We start from the raw sequence: 25061 nt of genomic DNA, 5'->3' as shown, positions 1-25061 counted from the left end.
CTTTCGCCGGGTAACGACCCGAGACTTATTCGGTGTCGTTTTCGTACGGTTTCGAAGACGGAGCATGCGCCTGTGCCGGCAACCAAGCCTGACGTCCACGGTTCGTTCGCACCAGGATCGGTCGTGGTGGTCCGCGACGAGGAATGGCTCGTCCGCGCGGCCGAGGAGACAGCCGACGGCACCCTGGTCCACGTCCAGGGGCTCGGCGAACTCGTCCGCGACACCACCGCCTCGTTCTACACCCGGCTGGACCGGGTGGTCGTGTCGGACCCCGCTCGGGCCCGGGTGGTGGCCGACGCCAGCCCTCGATACCGCACCGCGCGCCTCTGGCTGGAATCGACGCTCCGGAAGACAGCCGTGCCCCTCGGCGAACGCTCGCTGACGGCGGCGACAAGAGGGCTGGCGGACGCGTTGAGCTACCAGCAGTCGGCGGTACGCAAGGCGTTGGACCCGGCGAACCTACGGCCCCGGATCCTGCTCGCCGACGCCGTCGGCCTCGGCAAGACCCTCGAGATCGGCATGATGCTCTCCGAGCTGGTACGCCGCGGCCGCGGCGACCGCATCCTCGTGGTGACCCCACGCCACGTGCTCGAACAGATGCAGCACGAGCTGTGGACCCGGTTCGCCCTGCCGTTCGTACGACTCGACACCGCAGGCATCCAGCGGGTTCGACAGAAACTACCGGCGACCCGCAACCCGTTCACCTACTACCGCCGGGCGATCATCTCGATCGACACGCTCAAGTCCGACAGATACGTGGCCAGCCTGCGTAGACAGCGGTGGGACGCGGTGGTCATCGACGAGTCGCACAACCTGTCGAACGCCGCGACTCTCAACAATCGGCTCGCTCGTCTACTCGCCCGCAACGCCGAAGCCCTGATCCTGGCTTCGGCCACCCCGCACAACGGCAAGGCGGAGTCCTTCGCCGAACTGGTGCGTCTGCTCGACCCGTCCGCCGTGCCACCGAGCGGGGTCCTCGACCGGGAGGAGGTTCGCCGGCTCGTCGTCCGTCGCCACCGGCACAGCCCCGAGGTCGCAAACGCCGTCGGCGCCGACTGGGCGGAGCGGCAGGAGCCGAACAACGTCCTGGTGCCGGCTACCCCGGCCGAGAACGCGGTCGCCGACGAACTCGAGCACACCTGGCTGTGGCCCGGCGAGGGCGGAAGCCCGTACTCGGGACCGCGCTCGGCGCTATTCCCCTGGACGCTCGCGAAGGCGTTCCTGTCCTCACCAGCCGCACTTCAGGAGACGATCGACGGCCGCATCGACCGGGTCGGCAAGGACGAGAAGGTGCCGTCCCAGCGAGCGGAGGTCGAACTGCGGGCCCTGCGCCACCTGCGACAGCTCAATGAGCGGACCATGCGAGAGCCGTCGGCCAAGTACACCCGGCTGGTGGCGTACCTGAAGGAGATCGGTGTCGGCCCCGGCTCCTCCACCCGGGCAGTGGTCTTCGCCGAGCGTCTGGAGACGCTGCGCTGGCTGCACCGCAGCCTTCCGAAGGACCTCGGCCTACCGACGAGCGCCGTCGAACTGATGCACGGCGGTCTCACCGACGCCGAGCAGCAGGACGTCGTCGAGCGCTTCAAGCAGGAGCAGGCGGCGGTACGCGTGCTGGTGACCGGCGACGTCGCCTCCGAGGGAGTCAACCTGCACGCCCAGTGCCACCAGCTCGTCCACTACGACATCCCGTGGAGCCTGATCCGCATCGAGCAGCGCAACGGCCGCATCGACCGCTATGGCCAGAAGCACCCGCCTCGCGTCACCGCCCTGCTGCTCGACCCTGCCAGCGAGAAGTTTGCCGGAGACGTCCGCGTGCTCGCCAAGCTGATCGAGAAGGAGAACGAGGCGCACACCGCTCTGGGTGACGTCGCCTCGCTGATGGGGCAGTACGACGTCAAGGGCGAGGAGAACGAGATCCGGTCCGTGCTCGCCCGCACCAAGCAGCTCGACGACGTGATCCGACCGGTCATCGAGGTCGCCGCCGGGAACGACCTCGCAGCGCTGTTCGCCCAACTCTTCGACTCCCCCGGGCAGACCACCGACGAATCTGTGGCCCCAGCCGCCACGGTGGAGCCCAGCGACGCCGGCTCGGGCCTCTACGACGACGAGATCTCGTACCTGGAGGAGGCCCTGCGGGAGGCGTTCGTCGACCCCACCGCGCCGCCGGCCCGAGGCGGTGTCGGCTGGCGCCGCGACGAGGCGTTCGGAACCGCCGAACTCGTCCCCCCGACCGACCTGGTGCAACGCCTCGACGTGCTGCCGCAGAGCTATCTCGCCGACCGCAAGGTCACCGAACGCCTGGTGCTCGCCACGACCATGGCCCGAGGCCGGGAACGACTCGCCGCAGCCCTTCGCGACCGCAGTGGTACGACCTGGCCCGACGCGCACTACCTGAGCCCACTGCACCCGGTCCTCGACTGGGCCGCCGACCGGGCCCTGGCCGCCCTCGGCCGCAACGAGGTGTTCGCCGTGCGCGGCACCGTGGAGACCCCGACGGTGCTGCTGCTCGGCACGCTGACGAACAAGCGGGGACAGGTGGTCTCCACGGCGTGGCTGACCGCGCAGTTCCCTGCCCCGGAGGACCCGTCGTTCGTCCTGGTGACGCCGCACGAGTCGGTCCGTACCGCGTTGCAGGAGCTGGGCTGGACCACACCGCGAGCTAACCCCGGCCCCGTGCCCTCGATCGACAGTATCGAACCTCTGGTCGCGCCTGCGGTGCACCAGGCGGCGGCCTACCTGGAGAAGAACGTCTTCGAGGCGGCCAGCCGCGACGCCCAGCAACGGGTCGAGACTTGGCGCCGCAAGCTCGACGCGTGGGACGAGGGAGCAGACGTCCTGATCCGGCGCAGCGACGTACAAGCCAGCCGGGCCCGCATCGACGAGGAACGCGAATTGGCCGAATCGATGGCACCGTCCCGACAACTGGTACGCCCACTGCTGGTGGTCGTGCCCGACACGGAAAGCGAGAACGAGTGAGCGGGTCGGACGCGATCCTCGTCGGCGAAGGCTGGATCTCCGAGCACTACTTCACCACCGAGGCCACGAGAGAATCGTTCCGCGCCAAGGTCCTGGAACGCCGCACCGCGTGGGACACCGAGGACGCGGAGAAGCGCCCGACACCACGATCCCGGTTCCTCGCCGCCCGCAAGGAGTTGGAAAGCGACCTGGCAACCCTGTCCGAGCTGCTCGACCCGGCCGCCGCCACCGAGCAAACCGGCAGTCGGACAGCCCACGGCGCACCCGCCCGCGTCGCCACGACGGTGCGCACCGTCCTCGGACTCGACGCGCCCGGGTTCGTCACCGTCGAAACCGGGCCGGTCACCCGGGTTTCCTCGGTCGGCGTGACCGGACCCGCGCCCCTGGTCGTCCTCACGGCTCTGCCCGTGGCCACCGTCGAGGAACTGCTCGCCCGCGACGCGGTGACGCTCGACGAACCGACTCGGCTGACCGAGGACGGCGAGGACGTCAAGAGCGTCGCCCGGCTGCTGTCCGCCCTCTTCGTCGCCGACGATGCCCCCGAACTGGCGCTGGTGCTGGCCGGTCGGTGGGCGCTGCTCGCCGAACGCGAACGCTGGGCCGAAGGCCGCTACCTCGCCGTCGACATCCAACTGGTCTGCGAACGCAACGACAGCAAGAAGGGCGGCGAGGTCGACCGGGCGCTGGCCTGCCTGTGCGCCGAGTCGATCGCCCCGGACGCCGACGGCAAGCTGTGGTGGCACGGCGTGCTGGAGGCGTCGGTCAAACACACCGTCGGCGTCTCCCAGGACCTACGCGAGGGCGTACGCCTCTCCATCGAGATCGTCGCCAACGAGGTCGTCACCCGCCGGCGCGCCCGAGGTCTGCCTCCGCTGCCGAAATCCGAGGCCCAGCCACTGGCCAGGCAGTCACTGCGGTTCCTCTACCGGATCCTGTTCCTGCTCTACGCCGAAGCCTCCCCCGAGCTGGGCGTGCTGCCGGTCGGAGCCCCCGAGTACGACCAGGGTTACAGCCTCGACCGGCTCCGCGAACTCGTGCAGGTCGAACTGGCCACCCCCCGAGCCCGTAACGGCACGCACCTCTACGAGTCGCTGGGAGTCCTGTTCCGCCTCATCGACAAGGGCCATCCATCAGCCGGCGACGACGATGATGCGACGAACATCCCGGGCCTGACCTTCAACCCGCTGCGCGCCGACCTCTTCCTTCCCGAAGCCATCGCCCACATCGACGAGGTCGGCCTGGGCAACGTCGCCGTCCAGCAGGTACTGGCACACCTGCTGCTCAGCAAGGAGCAGCGCGGCAAGGACCGAGGCTTCATTTCGTACGCCGAGCTTGGCATCAACCAGCTCGGCGCGGTCTACGAAGGCCTGATGTCCTACACCGGCTTCTTCGCTGACACCGACCTGTACGAGGTGGCCAAGAACGGCGACGGCTCGAAGGGATCGTGGGTCGTCCCGGTCGACCGAGCCGACGGCATCGACGCCGTCCACTTCGTGAAAACCGTCGACCCGGTGACCGGCGAGTCCCGCCCGGTGGTGCACAAACAGGGCTCGTTCGTGTTCCGCCTCGCCGGACGGGAACGGCAGCAGTCGGCCTCCTACTACACCCCCGAGGTGCTGACCCGCTTCACCGTCGGGCAAGCCCTGGAGGAACTGCTCACCGACGAGACTCCAGCCGAGCAGATCTTGAGCATGACAATCTGCGAGCCGGCGCTGGGCTCGGGCGCGTTCGCCATCGAAGCGGTCCGCCAGCTCGCCGACCAGTACCTCAAGCGCCGGCAGAAGGAACTCGACCAGCGTATCGACCCGGACGAGTACCCGAAGCGCTTGCAGGAGGTCAAGGCGTACCTGGCCCTGCACAACGTCTACGGCGTCGACCTCAACGAGACCGCCGTCGAGCTGGCTGAAATCTCGCTCTGGCTGGACACCATGGTCGAGGGCCTGTCTGCACCGTGGTTCGGCCTGCACCTGCGCCGCGGCAACTCGCTGATCGGGGCTCGCCGTGCCGTCTACCGCCGCAGCCAGGTCGCCGACAAGTCCTGGCTGGGAGCCGTGCCGCAGGAGGTGCCGCTGACCTCCCTGGCCGAGGACATCGCTGCCGGGCGCGTCGCCACCGACGGTATCCACCACTTCCTACTTCCCGCCGACGGCTGGGGCTCGGCCGCCGACGCGAAAGAGGCCGCCGCCCTCGCTCCGGATGCCGCAAAGAACCTGAAGAGATGGCGGACCGGCACACGGAACAAACCCACCAAGACCCAGGTCGACGCGTACGCCGAACTCGCGCACCGGGTCGAAACCCTGTGGCAGATCGCGTACCGGCGGCTGACCATCGCCGAGGAGCAGATCCGCCGGTCGATCCCGGTGTGGGGAGCGGGTGAGCTGCCGGCCGGCGGTGCAGTGACCCGCGAGCAGATCGAGACGGCACTCGCCGACCAGAATGGCGCCTACCGCCGGCTACGCCGAGCGATGGACGCCTGGACCGCGTTGTGGTTCTGGCCCCTCACCGACTCGCTCGCCACCGTGAACGGCGAGGTGATCGAGCCGCCCACGGCCGCACAATGGATCACCGGCCTGCAGGCGCTACTCGGTCGCAACCCGGACGTGCACAAGCGCAAGCCGGTCGAGCTGCGCTTCGGCGCGGGCATGAGCTGGGCCGAGTTGGACGGAGCCGAGTCTCTGGAGATCGGTTTCGCCAGCGCGGAATCCATCGGCGAGGTGCTCCAGAAGCACCCATGGCTGGTGGTCTGCGAGCGGATCGCCCAACGACAGGGCTTCTTCCACTGGAACCTGGACTTCGCAACGGTCTTCGCCGGTGGCGGCTTCGACCTCCAAGTCGGTAACCCCCCATGGGTTCGACCGGATGTCGATGTCGCAGCACTACTGGCCGAGGGGGACCCGTGGTGGCAGCTCGCGCTCAGGCCAACCCAGGCGCAGGTCGCCGCGAAGCGCACCGGCACGCTTGCCTTGCCTGGCATGACGGAGTTCGTGATCGACAGTATCGCGGACACGGCCTGCGTCGGATCTTCTGTCAGCGCAAAGCCGCAGTATCCGCATCTCGTCGGGCTGCGGCCCGACCTCTATCGCTGCTTTATGGAGGTGATGTGGCGGCACAGCTCGAAGCTCGGCACGATCGGCATGATCCACCTGAACTCGCACTTCACGGACGAGAAGGCGGGCGTTCTCCGCTCCGAGCTGTATCTCCGCCTACGCCGCCACTGGCATTTCGTCAACGAACTCAGGCTCTTTGAAATCGAAGACCACAAGCACTACGGCATCACGGTGCACGGATCTCGGCAGGAAGCGTCGGCGTTCACCCAGGCGAGTTGGCTCTACCACCCCGACACTGCGCTGCGATCACTCGTCCACGACGGTTCCGGGCCGGAGCCAGGGCTAAAGGACGACGATGGAAAATGGGACTTACGCCCGCACGGATCGCGGATCACCCGCGTCACCGACGAGACGCTACGCGCCTGGCACGCCACCATGGAAACCGAAAAAGTGCCAGTCCAGCAGACCCGGATGGTGTACGCGGTGAACCGGTCTACGGCAGTGGTACTGGAGAAGCTGTCGCATGCACGCCGCATGCACGAACTCGGGCTCCGATTCTCGCAGGGATGGAACGAGACAACCGATCGACGCAAGGGCTACTTCGAGTCGGAGTGGGCGGTGCCGGCGTCTTGGGACGACGTGATTCTGCAAGGGCCACACCTGTTCGTGGCGACGCCGCTCTACAAGACTCCGAACAAGACCATGCGCAACAATCAGGACTGGTCGGTGACGGACTTCGAGGAGTTGCCGGCCGACGCGATCCCGGCCACTGCCTACCAGCCCATCGGCGACCGGTACGAATACGACTGCGCCTACACCGACTGGGGTGACGAGGACCATCCTGACCCCGCCCGCGACCACTACCGCATCGCCTGGCGGACGATGGCCGCCAACCAGGGCGAACGAACCTTCATTCCGGGAATTATCCCACCGGGCGCCAGTCACGTTGACGGCATCTTCTCCATGGGAATGCCTGCCGGCGGACTGCGGAATCTGGTGATCGTTAGCGGATATCTCTCGTCCATGACCACCGACTTTTCCATTCGGGTGGCACCCAAGTCCACGATTCGCGCTGCTGCCGTTTCCCGAATCGCCGGTGGAGATCCACACCCGCTCGACCCGTTCCTGCTCTTGCGCGCGCTGCGTCTGAACTCGGTGACCGCGGCCTACGCCGACCTTTGGCAGGAGTGTCACCTAAGCGAATTCAGTAACGACGTTTGGGCGGGCGGGTTCGCGCATCGGCGACGGAAGCCGCTGGGGCAGGTCGGCCCGGGTTGGACCGCCGACACGCCCTTGCGGATCGCCGCCGACCGGCGTCAGGCGCTGGTCGAGATCGATGCGCTGGTCGCGTTGATGCTCGGGTTGACCGCCGACGAGCTGTGTTCGATCTACCGGACCCAGTTCGCGGTGTTGCGTGGCTACGACCGCACGGTCTACTTCTACGACGTCAACGGGCGTCTCGTGCCTAATTCGGTGCTCACCGTGTGGCGCAGGAAGGGCGACCGGATCACCGCAGAGGAGCGGACTGCGACCAACCAGTCCGGCTACACCTACACCTACGAACTGCCCTTCGTCACCCTCGATCGGGAGGCGGACATGCGGCAGGCGTATGCCGTCTTCGAGCAGCGGCTGCGGGAGCGTTCGTGACCGAGTTGCTGCCCACCTTCCAGGCACCCCGGGTCCGGCAGGGTCTGGTCGACTACCTGACGACGACGTTCGGGCTGACCGACGGCGACGCACGCGACGGCTTGGATCGGTTCCTTTCCGACCCGGACACCGGCATGTTCAAGGGCCCCTACGTGCGACTGCGGCTGCCGTTCCGGCCCGCCGAGGAGGGGTGGCGAAACAGCCTGGAGTGGTACGAGGGTTTCCCGCCTTACGGCCACCAGGCGGCGGCGTTCGCTCGGCTGGCATCGGCGGTCGGCGGCGAGCCGCGTCGACCGCTGCCGACTTTGGTCACCACCGGTACGGGTTCGGGCAAGACCGAGGCGTTCCTGCATCCGATCCTCGACCACGTGATCCGGGCCCGTCGCGACGGGGTGACCGGCACGAAGGCGCTGATCCTGTATCCGATGAACGCGCTCGCCAACGACCAGGCGGCGCGTCTGACCCGCCTGCTCACCACACACTCGGCGTTGGCCGGTGTGACGGCTGCGCTCTACACCGGGCAGGAGGGAGCCACCCGCACCACGGTCACCCCGGATGGGCTGATCACGGACCGGGTGGCGATCCGGGACACCGCTCCGGACCTGCTGTTGACCAACTACAAGATGCTCGACCAGTTGCTGCTGCGCTCCGAGGACCAGGAGTTGTGGCTGCAGTCGGCGACGAGCCTTCGCTACCTGGTGTTGGACGAGTTCCACACCTACGACGGGGCGCAGGGTACCGACGTGGCGATGCTCCTGCGCCGGCTGGGACTGACGCTCAAGAGCCATTGGCGTGACGACGATCCACTCGTAGACGACGCCGCCCGGTCCCGGCCGTTGGGCCTGATGACGCCGGTCGCGACCTCGGCGACGCTCGGCGACAAGGGCGACCCGTCGGTGATGCGGGAGTTCGCCCACACCGTCTTCGGGGAACGCTTCGACTCCACGTCGGTGGTCACCGAGACGCGACTGGGCCTGACGGACTGGACCGACGGCGCGGCCGAGGCGGTTGCCACGGCCGGGTTCACACCGAAGAGCCTCGACGAGTTGCGCGCCGCCGGAATCCGGCCGCTGCCGGAGGTGAGCCTGGATGCCTCCGGCGCGGAAGCAGCGTACGCCGTACTCGGGCTGCTGTACGGGGTGACCAGCGACGAGCTCGCCGGTGCGGCGCCGGAGTCGTTGTCGGCGTTGTGCCGGGCACACCCGTTGGTGATCGAGCTGGCACGGTCGGCCGGTCAGGCCGTCGCGCTCAGCGACCTCGCCCTGCAGGTGTTCGGTCCGCAGGCCGAACCGGAGCAGGCCGAGGCGTCGTTGTCGCAGGTCCTGGCGATGCTCGGGCACGTGCGTAAGGTCGTCGGTGGTGGTGCGCTCTCGGTCGACGTGCACCTGTGGGTACGGGAGCTGACCCGCATCGATCGGGCTGCGGCCGCCACGGCGCGGTTCCGGTGGAGTGACGACGGGCCGGTGGTTGCGGGCGACGAGGCCGAGGAGGCTCGCCCGTCGTTCCCGGCGATCTTCTGCCGGCACTGCGGGCGGTCCGGGTGGGGGGTCGGGCTCGCCCCGGTGGGCGACAGCCTGGCCCCGGACGACGAGGGCATCCGTCGGCAGCATGCCGCCCGAGAGGGCCGGTTCCGGCCCTTGCTGTACGCGCCGGCCGAGGCCGCCGTTCGGTCCGACGACGAGTCGCCGGTCGAGGGACTGGTGTGGTTCGCGGTGCGCAGCCGGGAGTTGCTGGGCACGGTCGACGTGGACGATCCGGATCTGCGTGACGGTTGGGTCCTGCCGGTGCTGACGAACGTCGGGGACGCCGCCGACGAGCTCAGCCGCAAGGACACGTGCCCGTCGTGTGGGCAGGAGGACGGCATCCGGTTCCTGGGCAGCGCCATCGCCACCCTGCTGTCGGTGTCGCTGTCCACCCTCTTCGGTGCGCCGAAGCTGGCCTCCGAAGAGAAGAAAGCGCTGGTCTTCACCGACTCGGTGCAGGACGCGGCGCACCGGGCCGGCTTCGTGCAGGCCCGTTCGCACACGCTGACCATGCGTTCGGTGTTGCACGAGGCTGTCGCGGAGGGGGCGCTGACGCTCGACCGGTTGGTGGAGGAGGTGCTGACGAAGGCGGGTGACGATCCGGTCCGGCGCTACCGGGTCCTGGCACCGGACTGCGCCGACCGGGAGTCGTTCACGCCGTTCTGGCAGGCGCCGCGTCAGCGGGCCGTCAAGACGTCGGTGCACTCGCGGGTACGCAAGCGGCTGGCCCTGGATGCCTCCCTGGAGTTCGGGCTGAACTCCCGTATCGGCCGGACGCTGGAGCTGACCGGGTCCGTGGCGGTCGAGGTCGAGGCGGGTCTTCCGGCACGCATCGCCGGCCTGGCTCGGGCCGCCCTCGACGACACCGCCTGGCAGGAGCGTCTGGGGTCGGCCGGCGTCGGTGACGACATCCTGGTGCAGTGGGTGCGCGGTGTGCTGGACCGGATGCGGGTACAGGGCGCGATCGAGCATCCGTGGTTCGACCGTTATCGCGCCGAGGACGGCCGCGACTGGTCGATCTGGGGTGGCCGGCCCCGTGGGGACGGCATGCCGGCGTTTCCCCGCGACCGGCCGCGACCGGCGTACCCGAAGGTGGGTGGCTCGCCGGGGCCGACCAACTACTCCCACCTGGACCCGGTGACCGCCTCTCAGTCTTGGTACGCCCGCTGGACGTCGCGGGTGCTCGACGTCTCGCCCCTCGACGGCGGCCGACTCGCCCGGATGCTGTTCGAGCGGCTCGCCCGTGACGGTGTGCTGACCACGACGACCAGCCAGTCCGGGGCCACCGTCTACGCCCTGCCCGCCTCCGGGGTGGTGGTGGCCCCGACGGACGAGGCCGACCTGGCCTCCGGGCGGCACCTTCTGGTCTGCGACACCTGCCGGGGCAGCATGCCCGGCGGCGTCGCCACCGTCGTCCAGCTGTCCGGGGCACCTTGCCTGAACGTACGGTGCCGTGGACACCTGCAGTCTCAGCCGCTGCCGGCCGAGAACTTCTACCGCCGCCTCTACGCCTCGCCGGACATGCGGCGGGTCGTCGCTCGGGAGCACACCAGCTTGCTCGACGACGCGACGCGTCTGGCGTACGAGGACGGCTTCCGTGGTGCGGCGACCAGCCCGCAGGCGCCGAACGTGCTGGTCGCGACGCCCACCCTGGAGATGGGCATCGACATCGGCGACCTGTCGGCGGTGTTCCTCGCCTCGCTGCCCCGTACGGTGGCTTCCTATCTGCAGCGGGTCGGGCGGGCCGGCCGTCTCACCGGAAACGCTTTCGACCTGTCGTTCGTCACCGGTCGCGGCGAGCACCTGCCGAAGCTCGGAGATCCGCTGTCGGTGATCGACGGCGAGGTGCGACCACCGGCGACCTACCTGGCCGCCGAGGAGATCCTGCGCCGTCAGTACACGGCCTACCTGATCGACGCGTCGGCTCGGGAGCAGGGCCGCCGGCATCCGAGCAGGGCGGCCGGGGCCATCGGGTCCTGCGCGCCGGGCACCTTCCTCGGTGACTTGGTCCTGCGGGCCGAGCAGTCGTGGGAGCAGGATCTGGCCCGATTCGTCGCGACGCTGGCCGACCTACCCGGCGAGGTGGTGGACGGGCTGCGAGACTGGCTGGTGCCGAAGGCCGGCCCACGCAGCAGCGGATTCGCCCGGCACCTGCAGGAGGCGAGCGGGCGCTGGCAGCAGACGGTCGCGGTGCTCGAACAGCGCCGAGCGAAGATCACCGAACTACTTCCGGAACTCGAGGCGCGGGCGCAGTCACCTGCGGTGACCGAGGACGACCGGCAGGCACTGCGGTCCGCGCAGGCGACCCGACAGATGACCAGTGGTCAGCTGGCTCATCTACGTAGCAGCTACTGGATCGGTGTCCTGGAGGAGTACGGGCTACTGCCCAACTACACACTGCTCGACGACACCGTCACCCTGGACGTCGGGCTGTCGTGGATCGACCCGGACGACGCCAAGTACCGCTATGACAGTGCGCAGTTCCAGCGGGGCTCGGCACACGCCCTGCGTGAGTTCGCGCCCGGAGCCACCTTCTACGCCCGTGGCTGGGAGATCGAGATCGACGCTGTCGATCTCGGCCTGGACGGGGCGTCGGTCCGCACCTGGGCGTTCTGCCCGGATTGCGGGTACGCGGCCGATCTGGCGCTGACCGGGAGGGAAGTCGTCCCGGTCACCTGCCCGCGCTGCGGCAGCCGGGGAATCCACGACACCGGGCAACGCCTCGACGTGGTCGAACTCACCCGCGTCTCCGCCGAACTGCGCCGTGACGAGGTGGCCATCTCCGACCGCCGCGACGAGCGAGGCCGAGTCGCCTTCCAGATCGTGACCACCGTGGACGTGAACCCGGACGACGTGGCGGACCGATGGTTCGCCGAGGGCATCGGGCTGGGTTGCAGCCTCCTTCGCTCGGTCGACATCCGCTGGCTCAATCTCGGCCCGGCCGGGCACGGTCCGACCCGTACCATCGCCGGGGCCGAACGGCAGGGAACGTTGTTCCGGGTCTGCTCCGGCTGCGGGAAACGCGACACCGACACCGGCCGCAACCGGCCGCACGAGCACCGCCCCTGGTGCCCGCACCGGACTTCGGTGAGCGAGGTGACCAGCACCGTCGCGCTGTCCCGGACCCTGCGCACCCAGGGTCTGCTGGTCCGGTTGCCCCATACGGTCACCCTCGGCGACGACTTCGCCGTACCGAGTCTGTCCGCAGCGCTGCTGCTGGGCCTGCGGGAGCAGATGGGCGGTCACCCCGACCACATCCGGGTCGAGCAGGTCGTCGATCCGACGTTGTCCGACGGAAGCGACAACCACGACGCGATCCTGCTGCACGACACCGTTCCGGGCGGCACAGGGTATCTGGCCGGCATCGCCGATCCGGACGACTTCAGGAAGCTGCTGGTCCTTGCCTGGAACCGGGTGCGGGACTGCGAGTGCCGCCTCGAGGAGCGGTTAGCCTGCCATCGCTGCCTGCTACCGTTCCCTCCGCCGGGAGTCGTCCGCCGGGTTTCGCGGGCCTCTGCCGAACGACACCTGCACACCCTGCTCGGGTTGGCTCCCGACGTGCACACAGCCGAGGACACGACCTGGACGGTGACCAAGGTGGCCCCGAACGAGGAACCGGAGTCCCATCTGGAGCGTGCGTTCCACCGGGTGTTCCTGGGCCGGTTGCGCCGTAGCGGCGCGGCGGTCGCCGAAACACCCTCCCCGGTCGGCAACGTCGCCCGGTTCACCCTGCCCGGCACACCCCGGCACTGGACCCTGACGCCACAGGTGAACGTCGCCAACTCGCGGCCGGACTTCCTGCTCAAGGCCAACGACACGAACGTGCCCGACGTCGCGGTCTTCACCGATGGCCGGGCCTACCACGCCACCGCCACGGTGAACCGACTCGCGGACGATGCCGCCAAGCGTGCCCACCTGCGTGACCTGGGCATGGTGGTGGTCGCCCTCACCAGCGCCGACATCGCCGCTGCCGAAACCGGCACCCACACCGCGCCGCAGTGGTGGAATGCCGCCCTGGCCGGCAACCTGATGAACGTACCGGGGTTCCAGGCACCGCCGGAGGCGTACAAGGCACTGGGTCGAGGGATGGTCGACTGGCTGGTCGGCTGGGTTCTCGACCCGAACCCGGCTGCGGCGCGGGCTGCCGCACGCGCCGTGCCGATGTTTCTGTCCGCCGGGGCGCAACCGCTCCAGGTTGCCTCGGACGTCACCCTCGCCCAGGTGGGCCGGGCGGTTCTGCTCGGTGAGGAGTCGCCCGTCGGCGAGCGGAGAGTCCACCTGCATCGCAGCGGTTCCCTCGCAGCTGTCGTCGAGATGAGGCACACCACCGGCGTCGAGGTCGCAGTCGTGCTCGACGATCGGTCCGAGATGCTCGACGAGAGACATGCCGAATCGTGGCGAGCCTGGCTGCGGCTCGCGAACGCGCTCGGTCCACGAGACTGGCCGACCGCCGTGACGACGTCCAGCCTCGTCGAGCCGATCGCCGGCAGTCCGGACACGGCCGAGCCGCTGCGGCCGGTGGGTGCCTGGGCCGACGTGTACGAGGCCGCGTTCTCGCAGGACGAGAAGGAACTGATCAGCTCCCTGGCCAGCCACGACGTCACACCACCGACAGTCGGAGCGGAGGGCCCGGACGGCATCCCGCTCGACATTTGCTGGCCTACGCTGCGCGTCGCCGTGGCCTTTCCCCACATGCCGCCGGAGGACCGCACCGACCTGGCCCGCCACGGCTGGCGGTTGGTGGCGCCCACGCCCGCCGAGGTCGTCGCTGCCCTGGCCCACGCTGCCGTCGAGACGGACGAAGGACACTGATGCCGACCATCATCATGGGAAAGCTCGCCGGCAAGATCGACGGCTCGGTCCGTGGAAAGGCGATGACCTTCCTGCAGAAGCTCGGAGTCGACGACGCCACCCCGGGCCTGCACGTCGAACCCATCCAGCACAGCGTCGACCCACGGGTTCGCACCGGGCGGGTCGACGACTTCTGGCGGGCCGTCATGTTCCGCCTCGACGGCGACGGTGAAACCCACTACGTCATCCACGGCATCTGGCCACACGACGACGCCATCGGCATCGCACGACGCGTGCGACTGAGGGTGAACCCCATCAACGGCCTACCCCAGATCGAAGAGATCGAGCCTTCCCCAGCCCCGACTTCGCCTCCCGACGAGACCAAGACGAGGCCTACGAAGCCGCTGTTCGCCCAACTCGGCCACGAACGCAGCGAACTCGTCGAGCGGCTCGGCCTCCCTGAAGACGTCGTCACCCAGGCCGTGGCCGCCTCTGACGAGGACGGCATCCTCGACCTCGCACAGCGACACGAGGGCTGGATCGGCACCATCCTGGTCGACCTGGCCGCAGGGGACGACATCGACGCGATCGTCCGACGGATGCAGTTGGAGAAGGCCTCCTCGTCCGGTGACGACGATGCCGACGTGTTGCAGTCACTCAAACATCCGGCCGCCGCGCTGCAGTACGCGTTCATCGACGACCAGGAGGAACTGCGGCGGGTCATCGAAGGCGGCGACTTCGGTGCTTGGCGGATCTTCCTGCACCCCGAGCAGCGTCGCTACGTCGACCGCTCGTACAGTGGCCCGTTCCGGCTCTCGGGCGGAGCCGGCACCGGCAAGACCGTCGTGCTCGTCCATCGGGCCCGCGCACTCGCCCGCCGCAATCCCGACGCCCGGATCATCCTGACCACCTTCACCACCAACCTCGCGGACGCCTTGGGCGACAGCCTCGGCCAGCTCGACCCGCGTGTGCCACAGGCCAAGGCCCTCGACCAGCCCGGCGTGTACGTGACGGGTGTGGACGCGCTCGCCTCCGCAGTGCTACGGACCGCTGGTCGCGGCCTGGCCCCTGCGATGCGGGAGGTCCTCGGCGAGGAGCGGTCGATGCCGCTGGCCCGCACCGCACCGAATCGTTGGCGGGAGGTCGTCGAATCGACCGGCACCATGCTGCCGTACGAGCTGGCCAACGAGACGTTCCTCGCCTCGGAGTACGCGCACGTCGTCCTACCCAACAAGGTGCACGACGAGGTCGGCTATCTACGGGTACGCCGACCAGGTCGAGGCGTCGCGCTGGACCGTGCCAAACGCCGAGCCGTCTGGGCACTCGTCGAGGCATACCGGGCCCGCTGTCGGGCCGACGGCGGCCTCGACTTCGCTGAGGCCGCCGCAGTCGCCGCAGCGCACCTGACGGTCACCGACCCGCGTCCCGCCGATCACGTGCTCGTTGACGAAGGGCAGGACCTCTCGCCCACCCACTGGCTCCTGCTCCGTGCCATCGTCGGGGAGCACGCCGACGACCTGTTCATCGCCGAGGACTCCCACCAGCGCATCTACGGCACCCGCGTCGTGCTCGGGCGGTACGGCGTCGCCATCGTCGGTCGCTCCCAGCGGCTGACCCTGAACTACCGGACCACGGCGCAGAACCTGCACTACGCCATGACGATCCTCGGCGGCGGCCAGTACGTCGACCTGCAGGACGAGCCGGAAGGCACCGGCTACCGATCGGCCCGCACCGGCCCGATGCCCATCATCGAACTCGTCGACTCCCTTGCCGAAGAAGCAGCGGTGGTCGTCCGACACGTGCGCACCTGGCTCGACGCCGGAGATCCGCTCGAGAACGTCGCCGTCCTGGTCCCCGACCGGTACCACCGCGACCGAGTCGTCACCGTTCTCACCGATGCCGGCATCGATGCCCGCGCCGTGGACCGTGACCGCCCCCCGGCAGGCCGGGTACCAGTACTCACGATGCACCGTGCCAAGGGCACCGAGTTCTCCAAGGTCCTGCTGGCCGCAGGCAAACCATCGCCGGCGGAGATGGAACGCCTTGCCTTGCTGGATCCTGCCGAGCGCGCGGACGCGGAGCTCCGGGCCCGGTCGTTGACCTACGTCGCGGCGACCCGGGCGCGTGACCAGCTGATAGTGGTGCAGCGAAGCTGACCGCCGAGTAGGAGGCCTGGGAAGAAGGCCACGCCCGATGTCATATGGGAGATCGGAAGGCTGAACGAGTCGGTGAAGCGGCATGGGTTCCGGTCACTACGGTCGTTCACGCATACCCCTTTCCAGGCCATGTCGACCATGCAAGCGCCAGGGAGGGTCGTAAATGAGGCCGAGAAGAGTGACCTTGCTCGACATCGGACTGGACTCGTCGTTCGATGCTGCGATGACGTTCGTCCAGTCGACACTGCAGAACATCAACGCCGGCTGTGAAGCTCCGATCGTGGACATCGACTTCGTCCGCTCCCGTGATCCCGACACCGTGCTGTCCGCGTTCACTTCGTCATGCGACGTCCTACACGTCATGGCCCACGGCGACCACAGCGTCACGCCGTCGTTCACCAGCACGGACGGCGAGTTCACCGTGTCCTTCGAGCAGCTCGGGGAAGTCGCGGCAGGCAGGGGCAGAGGCATCTCGACCGGCGCCATCATCGCGGACGGCTGCAAGACCGGCACCGGCGCGTGGCAGAAGGCGGTACGAGACTGCCTCCAGGGCGAGGTCACCTACGTGGGCACCTCCTCCATCATCGGCTGGCATGAGAGCGGCGTGTTCAGCTCCGCCTTCTACGGTGCCCTGTTCCGCAACCGTGGACGCGGCGTGAAGCCTGCCGACCAGGCTCAAGACGCCGCCACCCGGGCCATCGACGCATATGCCCTGTTGACGGACAAGAACTGTCCATTCAAAGTCACGACCCTCAAGCCGAGTCAACGTGCCCGGACACTGCTGAGCTGACAGGGGCGTCGACCAGGCACACGGTCACGAAGCGCTCGAGGGGTTGGCTTCCCAGAGAGGATCGCACCTCGCGACCTGCAGGTCGCCCTCGCCCCAGACCGACCGCCGGATCTGGACGCCAGTCGATGATCCGTCAGTACGACAACTTGGTCTGCATCACAAGACGTTGCGGAACCGGATCAGCCAGAGCGGGCCGGCAGACGCCGCGCTGACGAAGACAGCGTAGGGCCGGCCGACAGCGTCGTCGGCCGGCCCTACGCGACTGATGGAGGCGAAACTGCGAACTACGCCGGCATTGCGGTGCTACCACGGCGGGGGACGATGGCGGCGGTTGCTTCGGCTGCGGCGTGTGAGAGTTCGGGGAGGACAGCGCCGTAGAACGTGGCGGTGAAGTGTGGGCTGGAGTGGCGGAGTCGGTTGGAGATGATCTTCATCTGGACGCCGGCGGCGAGTCCCATGGTCGCAGCGCCGTGGCGGAGGTCGTGGAGTCGGATGGGTGGTAGTCCGGCTTGGGTGGCGAGGTGGTGGAAGTGGTCGGTGACGTCGGCAGGGTGGAGCCGGCCACCGGTGCGCGTGGTGAACACGAGTCCGGTGGTGGTCCAGGCAGGACCGGCGGCGAGGCGTTCGCGGTGTTGCCGGGTGCGGTGGGCGCGCAGCACTGCGACGGTTTCGGTGTCGAGGGCGACCGCGGCTTCGCTGTCGGTGGTTTTGGGGGTGTCGATGGCGGTGGCCCAGCCGTGTTGGACGAGTTGCCAGCGGACGGTGAGGGTGTGGGCGTCGAGGTCGAGGTCGTCCCAGTGCAGGCCGCAGGCTTCCCCGCGGCGGAGGCCGGTGAAGGTGATGAGGTGGTAGAGGGCGTAGAGCCGGTCGTCGGCGTCGTGGGTGTGGTCGAGGAATCTGCCGGTGTGTTCGGGTGTCCAGATCATGACGGGGCTGGGGGTCTTGCCAGTGTCGCGCCAGGTGCGGATGCGTTGGTCGGTCCAGACGGTGGGCTTGGGTGCTCGGGCGGTGGGTAGTTCGACCATGAGGGCGGGGTTGGTGTCGATGTAGCGGTGGCGGCGCATCGCGTCGTTGAGGGCCTTGCGCAGGGTGGCGTGGATGACGTGCAGGGTTCTGGGGCTGACGATCCGCTGGTTCTTGACCTGGGTGCGCTTGGCGGGGTCGCGGCTGGCGCGCAGGGTGGCGATGGTGGTGTTGCGCTGGGCGATGGCGTCGTACATGGCGTCGATGTGTCCGGGCCGGAGCCGGTCGATGCGCAGGTGGCCGAGATGCGGGATGAGGTACAGCCGGATGTGCCCTTCGTAGGAGCGCAGCGTGCCTGTCTTGATGTTCTTGCGTCCTGCGAGCCAGTCGGTGAGGTACGCCTGCATGGTGGGCAGCTCGGTCGGGGTGATGTCCAGGTGCAGCGCCCGCCGGACCTGCTCCGGGGTGGGGATGGGCGCGCCGGTCTTGACGGCGGCTTCGATCAGGTCGCCAGTCTTGACGCTGGTGTCCGGGTCGGTGGGGTCAGGGACAGCGAGCACCGCGCGGATGCGGTCCAGGACGGCGTCGGCGTCGGCCTGGGTGGCGTAGGGGCCGTGGCGAAGTGGGCGGCGGGCGCCGTCGGCGCGGGCGGGGATTTCGATCTGCCAGTGCCAGTGGCCGTGGGTGCGGGACCAGCCGCCGCCGGGCCGGCGAAGCTGGGGACAGGAGCGTCCCAGTCGCCGGCCCGTGGCAGTGTCGCGGCAGCCGCAGCGTTTGAAGGTGGATCCTTTCACTCATCGTCTCCTGGATGCTTCGTATGGTGCCGCCTGCGGTGTCGGGTGGAATCCGCTGGTGGCGGGGTCATGGCATCCACGCTCACCTTCGCGTCGGCATCAAGTCGTCGGTGGTCGTCGGTCGAAGCGGGGTCCCCGACCAGCAGGAGCTGGAGAAGGCCGGCGACCGGGACGATGATGCGGCTGCCGGCCCGGATCAGCGGTATGGGGAACTGGTCGGTGGCGGCGAGCCGGTACGCCTGGGATCGGCTGATCCCGAGCACTGAGGCGGTGGTGGCGAGGGTGGTGGTGACGCCGAGGGCACGGATGCGCTCGATCGTCCACACCTCCCCGGCGCCGGGCGCGGTGGTGGTGCTGTCGGTCGTGGTGCGGGTGGTCTGGTCAGCGTGATTAGTGGGGCTGTTCATGATCAGGTTTCTCCTGGTTATGAGATGGATGGCTGTGCGGTAGGAGCGGGGGTGCTCCCGTCTGGGTCGACCGGCGCAGGGGTGGCTGCTCCGCCACCGTTGCGCCGCTCTGGTGACAGAGGCGGTGGCGTCGGGTTGGTCGGCACGGCCGGGCTCGCGATCAGCTCAGGTGGTGCCGACGACTCGACCTTGAGGGTCTTGAGGAGTTCGGATAGGCGGGTGTTGGACACGGTGTGACCGGCTGCGCGGAGGGTTTCGGCGAGTGCCGCCCGGGTCAGTGCCTGACCGTCCGCGGCGAGCCGGTCTCGGACCTTGCGCGCCGCCGACAGCAGCTCGGCCACGTCGCCGGACGGCTGCGCGGACCGTCCCCGGTCCGCTCGCTGCCGGTTCCGGCCGCCGTGTCGGCGACGAGCATCCGGTGAGCGGACGGTCCGGGTCCGGGACCGCCGCTCCCCCGCCGTGACAGCGGACTGGGTCGCCTCGTCCAGTCCGCTGTCCGGAACGGTCCGCCCGGCCTCATCCCGTCGGCCGTCCCCAACCGTCCAGGCGGTGTTGGCGGGCGTGGCGGTGCTGGTCCGTCCGAGGGCGATCTTGACCATGACGAGGAACCCGAGCGCGGGTACCGCGGCGGCGACCCAGCCGATGACCGAAGGTTCGGCCTCGACGACCTGTGCCGCCAGGGACAGGGTGACCGCGCAGGCCAGCACGGTGGCGGGGAAAACGGTGGAGGTGTGGGCGCGTTTGCGGCGGCGTAGTTCCAGGCCGGAGGCGATGGACATCAGCTCCAGGACGATCGCGTCGGCCCAGGCCAGCCACCCAGGTTGGCCGTGCGCGGCGGCCACGTTGTGCACGTGGGTGAAGCTGGCCGCCCCCGCTGCGCCGCCGATCGCCAGCATGATGACGACCTGGACGCCACCCTCACCACGGCTATCGCGCGGATTGGCGTCCGGTTCAGGGACCGGTGCTGTCGTGGCCCATCACCTCCTCGACTCGGACCGGTGTTCCGGTCCGTCCGTCAGTCGCAGGAGGCGGCATGGGATGGCGGACCGACTCCGCGTCGGACCACCCTCGGGGCAGGGACCGGACACTGGTCGGGGACCGCCCGCAGCGGACGCGGGACTCGGACGCGGTCCGCCCGCTGTGGGAGGGGACGTCCGGTTCTCTCACGGATCTGTCAGCACCGGCTGAGCCGGTCCCGACAGATCCGTGACAGACGTCGACCTCTGCCGTCCGCCCGGCGGTAGAGGTACCGTCCGCCGCCGTCCTGCGGTCGCCGATCACGCCGCCTCACCCGCCCGACGTGAGGCGTCCGCCACGTACCCGGCAAGGTCGACCAGCCGCAGTCGCTGCCCTCCCCCGCCGGCCACCGCCCACACCGCCTCCGCCGGGCTCCGTCCCGCCGAGACGGCGTGGTCGCGGGCACCGGTGGCGACCGGCACCGACAGCGGCCCGTCGGCCAGGACGTGGCGCAGGTTGCGTTCCCGGGCGGCCGAGTGCAGCCAGAACAGCACCGGCCACGCCCGCCCGATCTTTGCGAACAACTCCCGGTAGCCGTCCACCTTGCCGGCCAGGATCGACAGCTGCTCGGCGCCGGTGTCGTACTCGACGAAGAACGGCACCTCGACACCGTCCTCGACCCACCGGCCGTAGCCGTCCGGGCGGACCCGCGGCTGATACGCCCGCACCAGCCCCGGATCCTGCAGGCTGGTGAACGCACCGGCACGCTGGCACACCGCCTCCGGCAACCACTCCACCAAGCCGGCACCCGGATGGGTGCGGGCGTGCCCGGCCAGGTCGGTGAAGAACCCGTTCACCCCGAGGCGGTGAGAGAGGCTGCGGGTCGAGGTCCAGCGCCGCCGCTCCACCCGGGCGTGGTCCCGCCGCGGTGGACGTTCGTCCCGGCTTGCGGCGACGACTTCGGCGCCGAGCTGGTCGATGACGTAGTGGTACGGATACGAGCCGCCGTCGGCCCGCTGCGGCCGGAACCGAGCGACGAGGCGCAGCCGGTACAGGGTCCGCAGCCGCCGCTGACAGAAATCGAGGGACGGGAACAGGGCGGTCGCGATCTGGAACGACGTCAACACGCCGTGGTCGTACAACCAGCCCAGCAGCACCCGGTCACGGCCGGTCAGCTGGGACTGGACCCGAAGGACCGGATCATCCACCGGCTACCACCTCCATTCCGGGTAGGGAATGCCAGCCCCAGGGGGAGAGACCCGAGACCAGGCAGGGTCTGTCGCAGGACAAGCCGACGACACTGACAGCCGGCCTGACCTGCGGTGTGAGACGAGACAGGGGGTCCGTTCCGGCGTCCGGGTGAAGACTGACCTCAACCCGGACGCCAACCCGGACCCCGAAACGGGGATCGAGACCGGTTCTGTCACTACCCCCGGTCGGAAGCCGGGGCGCAGAAGGTCGACAGGTACGGGGAACACAGCAACTCCTTGATCGAAGAAGACGAAGAAGACGAAGAAGGCGTCGAAAGTCACGACGCCATGGCAAGGTCGCGGAAGCCCTGCCGCAGCCGCCGAGCCTGGCGCGGCGGGTGCGACGGGCTGCGGATGTTTCACACTGTGGAGTTGTCAACGAACACGCCGACCGGCGTACCGGCCGGCCCGTGGGCGAATCAGGGCAGCAGCGCTCGACACGACCGCCAGCAGGGGCAGCCGCGTACAGCGGGGAACAGCGGTGGCAGTTGCAGCGGGCGGCAGGGCACCGCACCGAGCACGGGCTTCGCCTCAACCCAGGACAGGAGCACCCAGGTCCGTCGACATCACGACGACCCGGGTCGGGCGTCGGGTCAACCCACCGGAGAAAGATCCTTCATCGCGAACCCCCTGTCACTCAGACCCATCGACGGCCTGCCCGCTCCTGGGGCCCCTCGAACGACCGGCGACGCTCCCGAAGGAGCGCCACCAGCCCGGCCGATCAACCCCAGCGGGCGGACCGCCACGCGGTCGGATGCGTACCAGTACGCCTCCACCGGCAGCACCCTGTCAACCAGCATCACCGGCAGTCGATCATCACGCTTCCGGACCCAGTTGGACGCGTTGGCACCCGCTAACCCGCACTGACCTGAATTCGCACGGATTCCCCGCCCGAACGGGGCGAAGAATCTTGGCCAGCACACGCAGGTGTCTCACTTTGTGAGACTGGGGTCTCGGCAAGAGGTCAGTCAGGGCGCGAGCGCCGTCTCCTCCGGCCGCCCGAGTTGTCCGGCCATGCTCGTTAGCGGCTCCAGGGCGGGCCGACGGTCGACCGGCCCGGCCGGCCTCGCTCGCTGTTGAGCTACGCGCTGGGAAGGAGCCCGTAGGGTCGGTCGCGTGTCCGAGACGCCGACCGAACCCGACCTCTCCTACATCGCCAGCGTGACACGGGTCCGCGCGGCGGCCGGCGCGGTCCTCCGTGACAAGGCCGGCCGGGTATTGGCGGTCCACCCGACCTACAAGGACGTGTGGGAGATTCCCGGCGGGATGGTGGAGGCGGACGAGTCTCCGGCGGCCGCCTGCGCCCGCGAGATCCGAGAGGAACTGGGCCTGTCGATGCCGACGGGAGCGCTGCTGTGCGTCGATTGGGTGCCGCCGAACCCGCCCTGGGACGGCGGCCTCATGTTCGTCTTCGACGGCGGCGTACTGACGCCGGACCAGATCGCGACGATGCGCCTGCGCCCAGACGAGCTCGACCGGTTCGACTTCGTCGAGCCAGAGCGCCTGGGCGACGTGTTGATCCCCCGGCTGGCTCGGCGAGTTGCCGCGGCGGTCGCCGCGATCGGGCGGGGCGGCGTCTACCTCGAAAACGGAACCGCGCCTTCCACCAGATAGCGAGCCGGATCGTATCATCGGCCGGGGACGGGGCACTCCCAGCGGCGGTGGTTTCCTGCCATCTCTGCAGCACCACAACCCGCGCGACGGCCCCGCCTGCGGCACGCGTTGATCCGGTGGAGCCCGAGAGGCACAATCCCAGGATGATCTCGAGCGTGTTCTTCGACGTGGGTGAGACGATCGTCGACGAGTCCCGGGAGTACGGCACCTGGGCCGATTGGCTCGGCGTCCCGCGGCACACCTTCTCCGCCGTCTTCGGCGCCGTCATCGCTCGCGGCTTGGACTACCGGCAGACGTTCCAGGTGTTCCGCCCCGGCTTCGACTTGGCCGAGGAGCGGCAGCGCCGGACCGATGCCGGGCAGCCGGAACACTTCTCCGAGGAGAACCTCTACCCGGACGCCCGGCCCTGCCTGGCTGCACTACGGGAGTTCGGCGTGCAGGTCGGCCTGGCCGGCAACCAGACCGCCCGAGCCGAAACCATCCTCCGTGCCCTGGATTTGCCGGTTGACGTGATCGGCACCTCGGACGGCTGGAACGTCGAGAAACCGTCGGCCGCGTTCTTCGACCGCGTCGTCGCGGAGGCCGGCTGCCTTGCCGACCAGGTCCTCTACGTCGGGGACCGGCTCGACAACGACATCCGCCCCGCCCAGGCCGCCGGGCTCGCCACCGCCCTCGTACGGCGCGGACCGTGGGGACACATCCTCGACGACAAGACCATCAGCGACCGCTGCCTCTTCCAGCTCGACTCGCTGGCAGAGCTGCCCGAGCTGGTACGCCGACACAACGAGTCGGCGGCTTAGCTCCCCGGAAGAGCGGCCCGGCTGGTCGCGAGGGCGGCGATGCGGTCATCGAGCTGGTGGCCCGCTCGGCTGTCACCGAGTACCTGCCGGACCGCTCTGACCCGCTCCAGCCCGGTGCCGTACCAGTCGGTGTTCAGGGCGTCCAGGGCCTGGTTGAGGTAGTCGGCGGCGTGGTCGCCGTCGCTGCTGTGCGCCGAGGCCAGGTCGGCGAGGACGACGCTGCGCTGCTTGGCGCCCGTCGCGGTCAAGCGGGCGAGGGACTCGGCCAGGTGGCGCGCGGCCTCAGCATGGTCGCCAGCGGCGAGGACCGCATAACCGGCAAAGGAGTGCAGCCGGCCCGTGTCGTAGTAGTCGAACCATGCGGGCGCTTCGGGACGCGCTTCGAGTGCGGTGGCAGCGAGATCGATCTGGTGCCGTCCCGCCGCTCCGGCACCCGCGCGGGCTTCGACTTCCGAGGCCACGCAGTGCAGCCAGGAGCGAACGGCCGGGCTGACGCCGTGCCAGGTGTGCTGGAGCGCCGCGTCGATCATTGACCGGGCTGCGGCCGGATCATGTCCGAAGGCGGGGATGAAGGCCATGTGGCCGAGGATGGCGGCGGCCAGGGCGTGGTCTCCGGCCTCACGGGTGGCGGCCAGGGCAACGTCGTAGCAGCGCTGCGCGACGGCGGGCTGGTTGAGATCGAAGAACGCCAGTCGTGCGGTGAGCAGCGCCGATTCGGCGAGAGCACCGGCGAGGGTCACCCGGCTGGTGCCGGTGGCCGCGCGGACGAGTCCGCTGCCGAGCTGGGTGTGGGCGTACGCAGCCTCGTAGAGCGGCCGGGCGGGGCTGGTCCAGTACAGCGTGCGCTGGCACCGCACGATCTCGGCGTACGCGTCTGGATCTATGGCCTTGGTCTGGGCATGCGCGGTCTGCGGATCGAGGGACAGCAGGGGCGCCACCAGGGGAAGCATGCTGGCGCCGAACAACGCTCGCAGAACGGTTGCCCGGTCCCAGCCGGTCTCGTCGCCTCCGGTGATCATTTCCCACAACCTCCTGAACTCGTGCAGTGTTTCCGCCTGCGGACGCATCGCCAGCTCGTCCGGAGTGAGAAGACCGAGCTGGCTCGCCGGCTTGTCGAAGATGGCCACGAGGTGCTTGCGGTAGCGCGGATCAGGCCACCGCTCACCGGTTTCCCACCGCCGCACCGTGTTGGCGTTCAGCCCGGTATCGGTCTCGCCGGCCTGGCTCATCTCGGTGCGGATGCGCTCAGCGACCTCCTCGTAGGACCAGCCCCGCTGGAGCCTCTCCCACGCTAGCCGCCGATTGGCGGGGTAACGCCGTCCGGCCATGCCAGCACCTCCGTACGT

11 protein-coding genes and 1 pseudogene are annotated in these 25061 nt (G+C 69.2%); 7 read left to right on the top strand and 5 right to left on the bottom strand.

Translation table 11 applies throughout. The features are described 5' to 3' along the window. The first annotated feature begins 72 nt into the window (after positions 1–72). The 5 genes from CLT75_RS30990 (at position 73) to CLT75_RS30970 (ending at position 16930) form a co-directional block, all read left to right on the top strand. Positions 73–2976 carry a DEAD/DEAH box helicase gene (locus CLT75_RS30990; protein WP_135243627.1) on the top strand — a complete coding sequence of 968 codons (2904 nt, stop codon included), beginning with the start codon at positions 73–75 and terminating at the stop codon, positions 2974–2976. After that, positions 2973–7670 (top strand): DNA methyltransferase, encoded by a 4698-nt coding sequence (locus tag CLT75_RS30985; RefSeq protein ID WP_135243626.1) that lies wholly within the window; start codon positions 2973–2975, stop codon positions 7668–7670. The genes CLT75_RS30990 and CLT75_RS30985 overlap by 4 nt, the downstream gene beginning before the upstream one ends. After that, the gene (locus CLT75_RS30980) at positions 7667–14005 is read left to right on the top strand and encodes a DEAD/DEAH box helicase (protein WP_135243625.1); all 6339 of its coding nucleotides are present in this window, start codon (positions 7667–7669) and stop codon (positions 14003–14005) included. Before CLT75_RS30985 ends, CLT75_RS30980 begins: the two co-directional genes overlap by 4 nt. Continuing rightward, positions 14005–16140, top strand: coding sequence for a UvrD-helicase domain-containing protein (locus tag CLT75_RS30975; RefSeq protein WP_135243624.1), 2136 nt, complete (start codon positions 14005–14007; stop codon positions 16138–16140). The genes CLT75_RS30980 and CLT75_RS30975 overlap by 1 nt, the downstream gene beginning before the upstream one ends. Positions 16141–16318: 178 nt before the next feature. Next, entirely contained in the window at positions 16319–16930 is a 612-nt protein-coding gene (locus tag CLT75_RS30970; RefSeq protein ID WP_135243623.1) for a hypothetical protein, read from the top strand. 284 nt (positions 16931–17214) lie between these two features. Here the strand turns inward: CLT75_RS30970 and CLT75_RS30965 are convergent, their stop codons facing one another. The 4 genes and pseudogenes from CLT75_RS30965 to CLT75_RS30950 form a co-directional block, all read right to left on the bottom strand. Continuing rightward, complete coding sequence (locus CLT75_RS30965; RefSeq protein ID WP_135243622.1) at positions 17215–18687, bottom strand: site-specific integrase; 1473 nt, start codon at positions 18685–18687, stop codon at positions 17215–17217. After that, positions 18684–19094: a hypothetical protein gene (locus tag CLT75_RS30960; RefSeq protein ID WP_135243621.1), complete on the bottom strand. Its 411-nt coding sequence runs from the start codon at positions 19092–19094 to the stop codon at positions 18684–18686. The genes CLT75_RS30965 and CLT75_RS30960 overlap by 4 nt, the downstream gene beginning before the upstream one ends. Further along, positions 19078–19990: pseudogene (locus CLT75_RS30955) on the bottom strand (DUF2637 domain-containing protein). Before CLT75_RS30955 ends, CLT75_RS30960 begins: the two are co-directional and overlap by 17 nt. 381 nt (positions 19991–20371) lie before the next feature. After that, positions 20372–21259 carry a replication-relaxation family protein gene (locus tag CLT75_RS30950; RefSeq protein WP_135243620.1) on the bottom strand — a complete coding sequence of 296 codons (888 nt, stop codon included), beginning with the start codon at positions 21257–21259 and terminating at the stop codon, positions 20372–20374. A 1158-nt stretch (positions 21260–22417) separates the two neighbouring features. On the opposite strand from CLT75_RS30950, the gene CLT75_RS30945 reads away from it, so the two are divergent. Continuing rightward, positions 22418–22915 (top strand): NUDIX hydrolase, encoded by a 498-nt coding sequence (locus CLT75_RS30945; RefSeq protein WP_135243619.1) that lies wholly within the window; start codon positions 22418–22420, stop codon positions 22913–22915. Between the two features lie 143 nt (positions 22916–23058). Continuing rightward, positions 23059–23715 (top strand): HAD family hydrolase, encoded by a 657-nt coding sequence (locus CLT75_RS30940; protein ID WP_135243618.1) that lies wholly within the window; start codon positions 23059–23061, stop codon positions 23713–23715. On the opposite strand, the gene CLT75_RS30935 is transcribed toward CLT75_RS30940, so the two are convergent. Then, complete coding sequence (locus CLT75_RS30935) at positions 23712–25043, bottom strand: helix-turn-helix domain-containing protein (protein WP_135243617.1); 1332 nt, start codon at positions 25041–25043, stop codon at positions 23712–23714. The genes CLT75_RS30940 and CLT75_RS30935 overlap by 4 nt on opposite strands. Positions 25044–25061: the final 18 nt, after the last annotated feature.

This window comes from Micromonospora sp. CNZ285, assembly GCF_004637285.1.
The sequence above is the reverse complement of the archived record's forward strand: the minus strand, read 5'-3'. Positions and strand labels throughout refer to the sequence as shown.

Coding starts and splice junctions, on each gene's coding strand:
- CLT75_RS30975 (WP_135243624.1), top strand. CDS start 14,005: ATGCCGACCATCATCATGGGAAAGCTCGCCGGCAAGATCGACGGCTCG.
- CLT75_RS30960 (WP_135243621.1), bottom strand. CDS start 19,094: ATGAACAGCCCCACTAATCACGCTGACCAGACCACCCGCACCACGACC.
- CLT75_RS30940 (WP_135243618.1), top strand. CDS start 23,059: ATGATCTCGAGCGTGTTCTTCGACGTGGGTGAGACGATCGTCGACGAG.
- CLT75_RS30935 (WP_135243617.1), bottom strand. CDS start 25,043: ATGGCCGGACGGCGTTACCCCGCCAATCGGCGGCTAGCGTGGGAGAGG.